This is a genomic window from Eubacterium sp. LMAG:50 (assembly GCF_008680265.1).
GTDB lineage: Bacteria > Bacillota > Clostridia > Lachnospirales > Lachnospiraceae > Eubacterium_U > Eubacterium_U album.
The window spans coordinates 567120-582281 of the sequence record NZ_NALP01000007.1 but is presented as its reverse complement, the minus strand read 5'-3'; the positions used below and the strand labels follow the sequence as shown (position 1 = coordinate 582281).

The following is a 15162-nucleotide window of genomic DNA, read 5'->3' as shown; positions in this document are numbered from 1 at the left end:
TTGGTTAATAACTGCTATTCAACTGAATGGTGCACAATAGCTTTTCCTTCTAATTCCGGATATCCATTAAAATTATCACAGAAAAAATATTCAGTTATGATTTTTGATGTTCTTATACGAAGTCATTATTAAATATAGTCTTTCATAATGTTCCAAACCCTTTTTACTTTATCATTATATTTCTCATTTAACTGATTTCTTAATTGAACATCTACATCATAAATAATGAAATCGCTTAATCCGCCTCTCGAAGCAAACAGTTTACTATAACTTTCTATTAAATATTTCATTTTTTCACCATTGCTCTCATCCGAGTCAATACAATTAACTTGTCCCATAAGAATTCTTAATATCCCGTTATATTGTCCATATCCATATTTTTCTACCATTTTCCCAATTTCTATATACGCCTCTCGTAACTGTAAAAGCTCTTCATTTCTTATCATTCTTCTATCTCCAATCTATTGTAACGGTGTTTTCCCTACAACTTCGAAAGTCCATGGTGCATATATATATGTTTGCATAATATTATATCCTCCCACGTGTACTCCACCTTGCGGTCCGACTGGTCCTGTATAAATAATAGTACCCTTTGGTACTTTAATTGCATATACATTATCTATATAAGAGCTTGCCTCATACACACCAGTTTTTGAGTCTATCCAATGAGTCTTTACCGCTGTGTCAATTTTTACATTAGCAACAGAAGCAGGTGGCTCACTTGTAAACCATCTTCCGTACGGATTTTGAGCATTACCCGCTCGATACATTATTCTATCTTCCTGCAATACTTCCATATTGTATCTGCCTCCATAAAAATTCTTTGCAGGCTGATTAGGCATTTTTGCTAACGGTCCTGGATTTTCAATCATATTATATTGATAATTAGCTATATCATCTGACCCATATATAACAGTCTTTCTACCACCCTCATACGACACGCTTCCGGCTTCATCTGCCATAAACCCTGCTAGTTTTCCACTCTTTGCAGCATTTCGTATTCCTGCCACTCCAAGCCCTGCTCCTCCAAACATGTAGCCGTTTACTGCTCCATTTATGACCGTGTCCTTTAATTCTGACCTGCTAAAACTTCCGTTTCTAAGTGATGCAACGGTGTAAAATGCTCCGTCTGTTACAGCCGATATTCCTGCTGATGCAATTACTGCTTCCGCTATTGCGGCTGCTCCTACTCCGCTTACTCCCGCTACAACTATTCCCGTTGTTCCTACGGCCGCCTTTGCCCATGTCGGCATGTTATCTATTTCACAACATATCCTTGTGTAAAATCCAAGTCCGCCTGCCACTCCGCTCTTTACAACATCAAATGCTGTTCTTCCTGCATTTCCAAGTGTGCTTATGTATGAACATCCGTCAGGATCTATGTAATAAAGTGGATTGTCTCCACAGTATGTGTAACCGTTCTGGGTCATCGGCTCAGTAATGCTTCCTGCTTTAGGGTCCTTCTGTATAAATTCCCTGTCTGTGGAATTGTACATTCTTGCTCCCGCATTCCAGTAGCCTGTTGTTTCATCATAAACATATCCGGTGTAACTTTTTGAAATGTTTATTCCTTTAAGTTTACTGCTTACCGTTTCTGTTTCCGGCTTTCCCCATGCATCATACTCTGTTTTTGCTGCAACCTCTGCATTTTCATCCAGTGCCCATCTTGTGCTTCCGAGTCTGTCCGTGTAGAGACTGTAAACCTGTGCTTTCTCATTTTCACTGTTTTTTGTTACATCCGCATATGCTCTTTCCCTGTTTCCTGCATATGTATACCTTACAATTGTACCATCTGATTCCTTTTCTTCAAGCAGTACGGGATACTTTTCTGTGTAGTCCCACACATACTCTTTTTCTTACTGACTTCGGTGCCTGAAACCGATTTGTATTATGTTTTCGTTTCTTTATTTCACCCGTAGTTTTTATCCAGATAGGTATCTTTCGAAATATTCTATCTTGATTTTGCAATGTCCTTTCGTATACCCAACTCGGCAAAATTTCGCTAACATGTGGAGAAACCCCGCCATGTGATTCTGTCTCAATTTCAATATTGTATTTTTACTTAAAACTTTTTTATCTACTAGTTTCAATACTTCACATACTACAATAAATCAGCGTGAATTATATGATTTACTTCAATCAAATCCTTTCTTGTGAATTTAAATATAATTTCTTTTGAGCTTAATAAATTACTAATTTTTTTCTCAGGTATATAATATTTGTCTTTTCCCACTAATACTTCAACCATCTTCTTTGTTCCAACAATAATACACGAATTGACAATTTTACATAGTACCGCATTTTCTTGCATATCCGACACAACAGTACCAAATAATTTTATTTTACATTCGTATTCATTACCTTCTCTCATAAAATCAAAGTTTTCATCACTTACAAGTGATGAATCATCAAAACATATATCTACCGTCCCTGTCTCTAAGTTTTTAATTTGAATATTTTTTGTCATTTCATCTCTATCAATAGATACTACTCTATACATAAACTCCTCCTTTAATCAATTGGATAGAACGATACTACAAAACCATTTGTTCCATAAGCAACTCTATAACTATTTCCATTCCATATATAGTCAGCAAATCGTCCTTTTACGTTACTTCCTGATTTTATAGGATTTGTAGATAATACATTCTCTAACAATTTTGGAATATCACTTACACCTTGAGATGCAAAGTCATCCGCATGCCTTTCCAAAATATGTGTTAACCCTGCTTTGCTATTACCATTTTCTAACCACATTAATTTTCCTTCTGAATTTTTCATAACTCTTACTACATTATCGGGATTATACTTAACACCACTATTTTCCAATTCATTTAGTAAACGTGACTTTTTACCGCCCTCATACGCCACGCTTCCGGTTTCATCTGCCATAAACCCTGCTAGTTTTCCACTCTTTGCAGCATTTCGTATTCCTGCCACTCCAAGCCCTGCTCCTGCAAACATGTAGCCGTTTGCTGCTCCGTTTATGACCGTGTCCTTTAATTCTGATTTGCTGAAACTTCCATTGTTTAATGCATATATGCTGTAGAATGCTCCGTCTGTTGCCGCTGATATTCCTGCTGATGCAATTACTGTCTCTGCTATCGCAGCCGCTCCCACTCCACTTGCTCCTGCAATTATTATTCCTGTTGTTCCAACGGCTGCCTTTGCCCATGTAGGCATGTTATCTATTTCACAACATATCCTTGTGTAAAATCCAAGTCCGCCTGCCACTCCGCTCTTTACAACGTTGAAAGCTGTTCTTCCTGCATTTCCAAGTGTGCTTATGTATGAGCATCCGTCAGGATCTATGTAATACAGCGGATTGTCTCCGCAATAAATGTAACCGTTCTGGGTTAGGGTTTCATATACATTTCCTGCTTTAGGGTCCTTCTGTATAAATTCCCTGTCTGTGGAATTGTACATTCTTGCTCCCGCATTCCAGTAGCCTGTTGTTTCATCATAAACATATCCGGTATAACTTTTTGAAATGTTTATTCCGTTAAGTTTACTGCTTACCGTTTCTGTTTCCGGCTTTCCCCATGCATCATACTCTGTTTTTGCTGCAACCTCTGCATTTTCATCCAGTGCCCATCTTGTGCTTCCGAGTCTGTCCGTATAGAGACTGTAAGCCTGTGCTTTCGCATTTTCACTGTTTTTTGTTACATCCGCATATGCTCTTTCCCTGTTTCCTGCATATGTATACCTTACAATTGTACCATCTGATTCCTTTTCTTCAAGCAGTACCGGATATTTTTCCGTGTAGTCCCACACATACTCTTTTTCCTTTTTCTTCTTTTTGATTAGTCCTGTTGTAATTGTTTCTCTTGTTCTGTTTCCAAGGCCGTCATATGTGTATGCCGTCTTTTCCGAAATTCCTTTTTTTATTTCACTTACGGTTCCATCCATAAGCGAACTAATCTCATAAGTTTTTATTTCTTTTTCAGGATTTACCGTTCTTTTCGCCGTTCCGTTTTCGCTGTATTTGTTTGAACGTTTTATGCTAAATACTGAGCTTTTCTTTTTTGTAATCTGCTGATTTAAATTATTGTAAGTGTATGTTGTGGACTTCTTTCCATTTGTTTCCTTAATAATGTTTCCAACATCATCATATGTGTATGTTACTGTCTTGTCTCCTTTTTCCGACACAAGTCTGTTAAGGCTGTCATATTCATATGTTGTGGTCTTCTTTTTGCCGTTTATTATTCCGCTTTCATAATGTTTTATTACATTTCCGTTTAAATCATATTCATATGATTCTATTAATTTAGAATCTTCATCTTCTTTTTGACTTACCGCAAGCACATTTCCGTATATGTCATATGTGCTTTCCTGTGTCTCTTTTCCTTCTGTTTTTGTTATTCTGTTATTATCACTGTCATATGTGTATGTGGTCTTTTTGTCACCATCTGCAACTTCTGTCACATTTTTGTTTCCATCATATGTGTAGCTTACCTTTTTGCCGTCCGTATACGTAATCCCTGTCTTGTTTCCGTCATTGTCATAACTGTACTTTACTGTTTTCCCATTTTCATAAACTGTTTCTGTTATTCTGTCAAGTTCATCCCTTACATATGATATTGTTCCACTAGCCGTTGACATTGCTGTCTGATAGTCGTTTTTATTATATTCATATGTTGTGGTCTTTCCGTCTACTGTTTTTTTAGTACAGTTATTAACGGCATCATAACTGTATGATGTTACGACTTTTCCACTGTTATTTTTTACCGTTACAAGGTTTCCATTTAAGTCATATTCATAACTTTCCTTTTTGCCCAAGGCATCTGTTTTACATATAAGGTTATTATTTCCATCATATGAATATGTTGTTACTTCATCCGCCTTGCTATTTCCCTTTTTTCTGTGAAGCGTCTTTTTTGTAAGATTTCCAACTCCATCATATTCATACTCCGTACTTATTCCATTTGCATCAACAGTTTTTGTCATTCTGTCATCTTTATCATAAATATACGTCATAGTATTGCCTTTTTTATCTGTATATGATGTTTTATTTCCGTGTACATCATATTCAAATTTTTCCATACTATTATCAGAATATGTTATTGATGTAAGTCTTCCTTCTTTGTCATATGTATACTTTTCACTGCTTCCTGTCTTTATTTTTTCTGTGCAGTTTCCTTCTTTGTCATACTTATATGTTGTGACATTTCCATTTCCATCTGTCTCTGTTTGCAGATTTCCACTTTCGTCATATGAGTACTGTGTTATGACATTATTTGCCGAAACTTTCTTTGTCATACGATTCATCGAATCATATTCCATTGTAACAGTATTATTTCGACCATCTGTTATTTTTACAATGTTTCCATTGCCATCATATTCATATGCTTGTTTTACACCCTGAGGATTTTTATATTCTGTTACGTTACCATTTGCATCATAACTCCATACAGACACATTTCCATTTGCATCTGTTTTCTTTACAGGATTGTTATTTTCATCATATTCATATAATGTAATATTTCCTTTGGCATCTTTCTCGCTTATTACATTTCCATTTGCGTCATAACTGTATTCTGTTATTTCTCCTTCAGAATTTGTAATCTTAATCAGACGATTATTTAGGTCGTATGTATAATTTGTAATCTTATTATTTTCATCTGTTTTTTCTATGATGTTTCCAACACCGTCATATCTATATGATGTAATGTATCCTTCACCTGATATTGTTTCCACAATTCTTCCAAGCTTATCATATACATATTTCTTTGTTCCTATTGCATCTGTTTCTTCTGACAAAAGATTATTTTCATTATATTTCTTTGTTATGACTAAATCCTGTTTTTCGTTAACTTCAATCTGATTTCCATTTTCGTCATATTTATAAGTTGTTATGTTTCCTTCTTTATCAACATATTTACTTATTTTATTTTCTGCGTTGTATTCATACTGTTCAACGTTACCTTTTTCGTCTGTTATTTGTATAACATTGCTATTTTTGTCATACTTATAACTTATGGCTGTTCCATCAGGGTTTAGAATTTGTGTTATGTTCCCGATAGCGTCGTATGTATATTGTGTCTTTTCTTTCTGAGCATCTGTTATTAAAATAACCTGTCCATATCTATCGTATTCATATTCTGTCTTTCTGTTTTCAGGCTCTGTAATCCTTATTAAGTTGCCATCTTTATCATAATTATATGTTGTATTACCATATAATGTTTTCTTTTCAATAAGTCTGTTTTCCTTGTCATAAACATATTCTGTCGTATTTCCATTTTTATCTGTTTCTTTAATAAGGTTTAAGTTACCGTCATATTCATATCTGACACTATTTCCCAATGGGTCCGTCTGCTTTGTAACCATTCCAAGAGCATTATAAGTGTATGTTGTTTTTCCTCCATTTTCGTCTGTCTCTTCAATTACCTGTCCCTTAGAATCATACTTATATTGTTTGTTTTTCTTATATGGGTCTTTGGTTTCTACCAGATTTCCTTTGAAATCATATTTATAATTCCATGAATTTCCGGATGCATCTGTTTTTGATATTACATTTCCATATTTATCATATGTATATGTCGTCTCATATCCCAAACCGTCAGTTATCTTCGTAAGATTTCCTGCTATATCATAAGTATATTTACTCTTTACGCCTAAAGCATTTGTTTTTTCTGTCTTCTTTCCCTGCTTATTATAGGTATTTAATGTTTTGTTTCCATTTTTGTCTGTCTGTGAAATAGTATATCCATTTTTATCTACTTCATATGTTGTTTCATTACCTAATGCATCTGTTTCTTTTAAAAGCTTTCCTGCTAAAGAATAAGTAAACTTTGTTTTCTCTCCATTTCCGTTAGTTTCCTCAGTTTTTCTTCCAAGTTTGTCATACTTATACTTTATTGTATTTTTGCTTCCATCACTTACTGCTGCCCTTTGAAATGAGTCTGTGTATGAATAGCTTATTACATTTCCCTGTCCACTTTTTTCTCTTATTACATTTCCAAATGAATCGTATGTATAAGTTACACTATTCCCTAATCCATCAGTTTCCTTTATAAGATTTCCTCTGGTATTATATTCATAATTTGTTACTGAATCTATTGCATTTCTGTAAGTTATGACTTTACCTTTGGAATTATACTTATATGATTCTGATGTATTATCAGGATATACAATATTAGTAACATTTCCATAAATATCATATGAATATGTTGTTGTTCCATAACTATCTGTTTTTTCAACTAATTGTCCAAAAGCATTATATTCATATGTTGTTGTATCCTGTTCTACATCTTCTATTATGTAAAAATCCTCATTATACTTTATTGTGTGAACATTTCCACTCTCACTTTTACAACTGTTTTCTCTTTTTTCATCGTCATATGTAAATGTATATTCTCCGGAATCAGCAACCTTTTGTTTTATAACTCTTCCTATGCTGTCATATTCATTTTTTACATATTCGTTTCCTTCATAATCAGTCATTAATGTTAAGTTGTTATTCTCATTGTATTCATATGCGCAACTGTCACCATCTGCATTCGTTACCTTCACAAGATTTCCTGATTTGTATTCGTATTTAACTTCTATTCCATTTATAGATGCATTAACAATATAATTTCCTTCCCAACTGTATTTTAAAATTCCCGCATTACTTTTTATCTGAGTCAATTTATTGTTATCATAACTGAAATTAGTAACCCATCCATCTTCTTCGGTAATTTTTATTAATTTTCCTTCTTTGTCAAACTGATATTCTTTTCCTTTTTCTTTATAAAAATATATATCTTCATTTTTTATAAGTTCCTTCTGATTATCTGTCTGGCATGTATACTCACCTGTTCCATCATCCTTAAATACAATTTGTCCGCCTGTAGGTATATAAATAATTACGCAGTTATCTTCATATACTGCCCTGTAATCATATTCGTTACTCCAGCCATTTCCAAAACCTGTATTTGTATTAAAATTTCCTGAGTTATAATATCTTTTTACCGGAATGCTATACTTTGCAACACTCTCTAAATCAGTGTATGTGTAATTAAACTCTCCTGTAAGCAAATCTACAGGATCTCCATCATTTGCATTAACACCATTTGTTTTATCAACATATCCTTTTAATTGAATTGGATTTAGTTTCACATGCACTTCATATGGTATTGATGCATTACTTCCCGGCAAAGTTTTCATAATCATGCTTATAAGTTCGTAATATGCTTCATCTCCATTTTTGTCCTTAAACTGTATCTGAGTTGTATATTTTATTGTAATTTTTTCACCCGGTGCTAACTCATCTACCTTCTTATAGGTATTTTTTGCACAATCGACAAACACTCTCCCATCATTTGAATACTGCTTTTCGCTGTCAAAATATAACTGCATTCCGTTAATTGTTTTGTTAGATGTATTTGTATATGTATATGTTATTGTGTACAAATCTCCTGTATATGTATATTTATTTACATACACATCAAGCTTTAATGAGCTTCCTGCTATTACCCACAAACTTTCCCTACAGGCATAATCATATCTAAATTGATATGGTTCTACTTCTCCTTTATCATCTTTCATTTCACCTTCAACTGTTACACTTATTTTGTATTCTCCGTCTTTGTCCCCTCGTACATACCAGTTTACAGCTTTGTTTTCTCCACTTTCAATTTTTCCAATCTCTTTCTTTTCGCTATTATCTTCACCTGCAGCCATTGCTGCTAATGAAAGTCCTTCCGGTAAATTAATTTTTGCATTGCAATTATCTACATATTCACATTTAGAATTATTAACAACCAGTACCTGAACGTCAAACATATCCTTCAACCACTTAGTCGTTCCATCTACAACTAAATAATATACTGTACCATTTCCGTCTGCCTTTATTGGTTCTATATAAAAATTGTCTTCTCTTGATGAAGCAGCTTCACCTCCACCTTTATTTTCATTTTTAACAATATCTCCTTTTTCATTTACATAGAAATTAACAGGAAAAGTCATTTTGTTAAATACCAATTTAGTTGAATATTTAAATATTTTTTTGTTTTCATCACTGTCTGTATCAATTCCTGCTTCTACTATTTCACTATACGACATTTCTTTATAGCTTACATCTGCCTGTATTGTGTCTTTAGAACTTAAATACAGATTTATTTTCTTTGATGTTTCACCCATATTAAGGCTTGTCGCCCTGCTATAATATCCGTTTGCATAAGCAACAATTGAATAACTCTCATTTCCTTTTAAATAGTAATTATACTTTCCATTATTAGCTGTTTTTCCTGAACTGATTATTTCGTTTTTACTATTTACAATATAAACCTCAGCATTACCTATAGGTGCTTCTGTATTTGTATCCGTAACAGTTAATCCTAACTGATACATTCCCTCTGCCGTTCCATCCGCTGTTATTTTTAATTTTTTTGTATTAGTCTGTCCTTTTGTATCGGTTACTGTCAACAATACTATGTAATCACCTGACTGAAGATATTCATGCTTTACTGTTTTCCCCGTTTTTTGTGTTCCATCTCCAAAATCCCATGAATATTTTACAATTCCCCTATCATCCATAGACTTTTCCGCACTAAATGTATACTTTTGTGCTATATGAATCTTTTTATGTTCAAATGTAATTACTGCGGTAGGTGCTTCATCTTTATAATTAACAGAAAATTCTATCTGCTCTACGTTTTCTTCTCCCACTTCAAAATTTACTGTTTTTGAGTTATCCTGCTCATATTTGTCTGGAACTGTTTTCTGTTTTAATTTATATTTTCCTGCAACAAGATTGTCTATAACGATTTTTCCGTTTTCGTCACTTGCTTCTGTAGTTCCTAAATATTTATTACTATCATCATCTTTATATAGGGCAAGTTCCATTCCCTGTATGTTTTCTCCCTTTTCGTCTTTACATACTACTTCGTTTTTATATACTTTTGTTGCTATTCCTATTTCATTATTTATAGCTACCAACTTAGAATCAGCAACTAAGTTACTTGTGTTTTCCAGTTTTATTCCCTCATCGGAAACAAGCTTATATGCCAGACTTTCGCCCAATACATTTGTAAATTCAGCTACTTTTCTAAATTCATTTTCATTTTTTTCATCTGTTGTTATGTTTAACGCACTTTGTTTATTCATGTGATAAAGTAATTCTTTATCAATAGTTATATATTTATCCTTAATTAAATGTATATTTCCATTTATCTGAACATTTTCCTTTAATTCCAATGTACCATTTTGTAAAATGGCATTTCCCATATTTATTTTACCATTTTTATCATTTGCAACATTTCCACTAATTTCGACATCATCCATAACAACATTTCCATCATTATAGATTGCCCCACCTCTATTGGATGTATTATTTTTTATTTCACATTGCTCAATATTTACGTTAGAATTTCCCTGTACATAAATTCCTCCGCCTCTGTTTGCCTTATTGTTTTCTATTATATTTTTATTTGTTTCTATTTTTCCAAATTCAGTATTATATGTTCCGGGCTTTAAGAAACTGACATTGTTTCCGGCAATATATACATTTCCATTATTTACCGAGTTATTATTTACATTTAATCCGGCTACTGTTGTTCTTCCTCCCGTAATTGTAACCGCTCCGCTGACACTTTTGTTTACGTTTTTTACTTCCGTGTTATAAATTGCGCCTTCATTTGAATTATTCAAATAAATTGCATTTCCATTCCAATTTGCATAATTTCCGTCAAACAGACAGTCTTTCATTAATATGTTTCCACCACCTACAAGACCACAGGCAACTCCTCCTCCATACCATTTACATCCATTGTTTATGAAAGTTGTTCCTTCTATGTATGCCGTTCCTGATGCATACAGTCCTCCTCCATAATAACTTCCCCAGTTGTTTCTTACTACTCCGCCTTTTACATGTGATGATCCCTCAATGCTTATAGCACCTCCATATCCTCCCCATGTTATGTTGCTGTTTTCTGAAATTTCGGATGCATTATCCATGTTTAGCTTTGCCGAATTAAGAATTATTGTCGAGCTGTTTGAACTAAAATTTTTAATTGTTGCATTATTGAGGTTTATTTCCCCTCTTACATAAAAAGGTGTTTTACCATATTCAGCTTTTATATCTGTTCCGTCAATATCTATATTTTTTAAGTTTAACACTCCACCTTTTTTTATATCTATAAATCTAGATGTTTCCTTAACATTTATTGTTACATGTTCCTGTCCTTCAATTGTTAATTTTTGATTTTCATTTATCTGTATAAATTCATTTGCTTCAATGTCCTGTAATATAGTTACTACACCGTCACCATCATTTGTACTTAAAGCCTCATTTACAGCTTCTTTTAAAGTATCAAAATACTTATCATTGCACCTGATTACTCTTGTATCTGCGAATGCCTCTTTACTTATTCCTCCCGCAACAATTGTCATTACCAGCATTATTGCAATTAATTTTTGTGTTATTTTTTTCATGTCCTTCTCCTTTTGTTTGATTTTAAATGTAGAATGAATAAAATTTATCATATCGGTTAATCGAATAAAAAAAGCACCACTTTGTAAAAAGTGATGCTAAACCATACATTATTATTCAAATTTCCCCTAATACATTCAGTTTTTCTCACCCATTACATTTTGTTTTGAAACGATTTTATCTTATTTGTCGCAAAATGTAAAGTGAAAGTTTTCGACCTTTTTCGACCGTGCACAAATTTCACCTATTCCTTTTAATAACCACCACACCTCCTGCAATCATTACCAACCCAACTGTTGCCAATATGACTGCTATAGCTCTGTCCTGACCTGTTTGTGGAAGTTTGTTGTCATATTTAGCTGTTGTTGTTTGATTATTTTCTTTGCTTTGCTTTTCAGATGTATTTCCTTTGTTTTTTCTTTTACGCTCATCTTTTTTACTTTCCTGTTCTTTGCTTTCTATGTTTTTTGATATGCTTTTAGGTTCCACATCTATGCTTTTTTGTAATTCATTATTGTCATTTATATATGAAATTACAATTATCTGTGGAACAAATTCATACATTTTATCCTGTTCCACACAATTATCAATAAGCATTAAATACATACCCTCTTTTGCTTTTTCATATTTCATTTTTCCCTGTTCATTTGTTGTTCCTACATAATCTGCCGATATTCCATCTAAACTAATATAACCTGAAATCGTATTTGCAATTTTGCTCAGGTCGGAATTATTTTTTATGTCATTTACTTCAATCGGATATTTTGCAAATGTCCCTGAAAGAATATATTTATCATTTTCATTTTTTTCTGCAATTTTATAAATTCTAACTTCTCTATCTACAAATATGACATTTTCGTTTTTAAGAGCAATGTTTATTTCATACTGATTGTTTTCAGTCTGAGCTGCTTTTATTTTATTATTTGATATAATTCCAACCTGTATAACAGCTATAAATATCATTAATGCCATTACAATTTTCTTATATGCTTTAGATTTTAAATTTTTATACGCACAAATTATTGTGTTTTTTATTGCTTTCTCTCTCATATTCATACACCCTCTTTCCTTTATTTACGCACACTGCAAATGTTATTACAAATAATGTCATTATAATCAACACCAAAGCCAGTGCTATTATTACTACTTTCCACGGATTTACTTTTTGTTCATTGTCTGATTTTTCTGCTTTATCTTCGTCTATTCGTATCCCTTTTACCAATAGTCTGTGTGTATTAACAGCATATGGCGTACATGTAACCAGAGTCACATAATCTTTATCTTTTTCAATACTTAATTTTGAAATGTCTTCAGGTTTTACTACTGAAATTTCTTCCACCTGATAAAATAATTTTTTATTTAATACTGTAATTTGAAATTTGTCACCAATTTCCATTTTATCCAAATCAGTAAATAATTTTGCATTTGGCAACCCTCTGTGAGCTACAAGTACGGCGTGTGTACTTTCTCCTCCTACAGGTAAAGATGAACTTTCCAAATGCCCTACATATTTACTTAGCACTTCATCTGTAGTCCCATGCTTTATTGGAATTTTCACCTTAATCTTTGGTATGGAAATATAACCCATGCTTCCTGAATCGTCTACATTTAAAATGTCGGCATATTTATTTTCTTCTTGGTTTTTATATTCCACATTATCTTTTGTCAGATTTTCATTATATAAATTAGCCTCATTTAATATACTTTCTGACTTTTTATTCTCCATTTTTTTCATTAGCTCATCATATTGTTCAGTCGCTTTTGTTGCGTCCATTTGGTTTACATAACTACTAACTACCGGATATAGTAACACGGAGAAACCCATCAAAAAAATTATAACCAATATTATTGTTGTCGTTTTTCTTTTCATAACTATCTCCCTATTGCCATTTTCAGTTTATTTTGAAGTCAAAAGTTAAAGGCTTTAATCTTTATATGCAAGATTAGCTTTATAGTTAAACTTATAGAGGATTCGAACCGATACAAACTTATAATCTTTATATGAAAGATTACCTTTAACCTTTGCCCCAATATTTGTCTTATGTTTATTTTTAATATTCTATAGTTCAAAATTTTTCATATGAAATTTAAAAAATATATTTTGGGAAACAGTTTATCATCTTTCTTTAACTGTTTTTCTTCTAATTACATAAACACCTGTCGCAGCGCCTAACATAATTATTAATCCGCCTGCTACAAATAATGCTGTTCCCATTCCACCTGCAGTTGGAAGTGTTGCTCCTTTTTTATTTTCAACTGTAACCTTTTTGTATCCGTTTTCTTTTTCTATATCTGTTGTAATTTCTGTTTTGTCGGCTGTGATTGTGTATATTCCACTGGCTGCATTTACAACAATTTCAATTGGCTCTAATAATTTTTTGTAACCTGACGGAGCCATAGTTTCTACCAAATAATATTTTCCGGCTTTTAATCCTTCAAATGAAGCAATTCCATTTTCATTAGTTACAACCTCTTTGATTGCATCACCTTTGCATTCCTTATTATCGTATAACTTAAACTTTGCATTCTTAAGTTTTACAGCATTGTTATCTTTATCTATTTTTTCAATGGCTACGCCAAATGTATAAACAATTTCTTTGTCATCGTCATTTCCAAATCCCGGAGTGTTTTGTGTTGGTCTGTCAGTATTTTCAGAATTATATGTTGTTCCATCAAATGGTGAGTTTTTGTAAACGTAATTTACAATATTTTCATTTCCAACTGCTGTTCCGACTTTAGCTTTTTCATTTAATGTTGCCTTGTATTCTACCGTCACGGTTGTATATGTTTTAATTTTTCCGTAATTAAAATCTACATAAAATTTCTGTCCTTCATGTTTTACTGTGTACTCATTTCCATTTATTAAACCTTTTGAATTTTCTCCATTTTCACCTTTAACTACAATAGAATTTATATCTATTGTTAGTCCCTCTGAAAGTTCATCTCCTATATATAATGTAGTATCTGTTGCACCTTTCGGATAAACAGGAACTGCTGCACTTAATTTATATGTGATAACATCCCCTACACTTGCTGTCTGTCTGTTTCCATCAGTCGCAGTGCCATTTATAATATTTTTTTCTACAGTAGGCTTACTTACCTTCATTTTTACCGAATACTGTTCATATATTTTATATTCATCATTTTCAACAAATGGCTCAACCTCTGCTGTAACAGCCTGATAAATGTATGCCCCGTTTGTGTTTCCACTTCCAACAATAATGTACTGTCCCATTGCTACAGCTTCAAATTCAGCTTTTTCTTCGTTTGAAATGTTTGTAGATACATATTCAGGGTTAACACTATTTGTTCTTACATAAGAAGCAAATTTTCCTAACACTTCTTTTAATTTTGTTTCGTTTAGTTTAACGTAATCATCTACTGTCATTGTCTTGTACTCTGTCTTTGCAGCCTTAAACTGTTCAAATGTCGCCGTAAAATTTCGGTTTATTGTATTTGTATCTTTGTCATAAATGGTTTCAACTACTTTATATGCATTTAACACATCATTTTCATTTCCTGTTAAAACATTTATCTTTACTGTTTCTCCTCCATTTACAACATTAGCTTTTGTACCGTCTGTCTTTGTTGTTGTGGCAAATACAGCTACATTTAATGCAACCATAATAGAAAATGCCATTACAACTGCTAAAAGTTTTAATACTTTTTTCATTTAATGCTCCTTTTTTATTTATTTGTAATCACATTTGTTTTTATAAATTCAAATGTGGTACATGCTTTTTGCTTTA

General features: G+C 32.7%; 7 protein-coding genes. All 7 read right to left on the bottom strand.

Going from position 1 to position 15162, the window contains the following annotated elements:
- Window positions 1–128: 128 nt before the first annotated feature.
- On the bottom strand, window positions 129–446 hold the full coding sequence (locus tag CCC31_RS07805; RefSeq protein ID WP_290850745.1) for a hypothetical protein: 318 nt from the start codon (window positions 444–446) through the stop codon (window positions 129–131).
- 15 nt (window positions 447–461) lie between these two features.
- Window positions 462–1844: an RHS repeat-associated core domain-containing protein gene (locus CCC31_RS07800; RefSeq protein ID WP_290850743.1), complete on the bottom strand. Its 1383-nt coding sequence runs from the start codon at window positions 1842–1844 to the stop codon at window positions 462–464.
- Between the two features lie 257 nt (window positions 1845–2101).
- Window positions 2102–2500, bottom strand: a complete 399-nt coding sequence (locus tag CCC31_RS07795) for a hypothetical protein (RefSeq protein WP_117910818.1) — start codon at window positions 2498–2500, stop codon at window positions 2102–2104.
- Between the two features lie 11 nt (window positions 2501–2511).
- Window positions 2512–11415, bottom strand: a complete 8904-nt coding sequence (locus tag CCC31_RS07790) for a PKD domain-containing protein (protein WP_290850740.1) — start codon at window positions 11413–11415, stop codon at window positions 2512–2514.
- A gap of 238 nt (window positions 11416–11653) precedes the next feature.
- A complete protein-coding gene (locus CCC31_RS07785) occupies window positions 11654–12463 on the bottom strand; it encodes an LPXTG cell wall anchor domain-containing protein (protein WP_290850738.1) in 810 nt (269 codons plus the stop codon).
- On the bottom strand, window positions 12420–13283 hold the full coding sequence (locus tag CCC31_RS07780) for a class C sortase (RefSeq protein WP_290850736.1): 864 nt from the start codon (window positions 13281–13283) through the stop codon (window positions 12420–12422). Before CCC31_RS07780 ends, CCC31_RS07785 begins: the two co-directional genes overlap by 44 nt.
- Window positions 13284–13529: 246 nt before the next feature.
- A complete protein-coding gene (locus tag CCC31_RS07775) occupies window positions 13530–15086 on the bottom strand; it encodes a SpaA isopeptide-forming pilin-related protein (protein ID WP_290850734.1) in 1557 nt (518 codons plus the stop codon).
- Window positions 15087–15162: the final 76 nt, after the last annotated feature.

Excerpts from the sequence above, each read along its gene's own strand:
- CCC31_RS07805 (WP_290850745.1), bottom strand. The coding sequence starts at position 446 with ATGATAAGAAATGAAGAGCTTTTACAGTTACGAGAGGCGTATATAGAA.
- CCC31_RS07795 (WP_117910818.1), bottom strand. The coding sequence starts at position 2,500 with ATGTATAGAGTAGTATCTATTGATAGAGATGAAATGACAAAAAATATT.
- CCC31_RS07790 (WP_290850740.1), bottom strand. The coding sequence starts at position 11,415 with ATGAAAAAAATAACACAAAAATTAATTGCAATAATGCTGGTAATGACA.
- CCC31_RS07785 (WP_290850738.1), bottom strand. The coding sequence starts at position 12,463 with ATGAGAGAGAAAGCAATAAAAAACACAATAATTTGTGCGTATAAAAAT.
- CCC31_RS07780 (WP_290850736.1), bottom strand. The coding sequence starts at position 13,283 with ATGAAAAGAAAAACGACAACAATAATATTGGTTATAATTTTTTTGATG.
- CCC31_RS07775 (WP_290850734.1), bottom strand. The coding sequence starts at position 15,086 with ATGAAAAAAGTATTAAAACTTTTAGCAGTTGTAATGGCATTTTCTATT.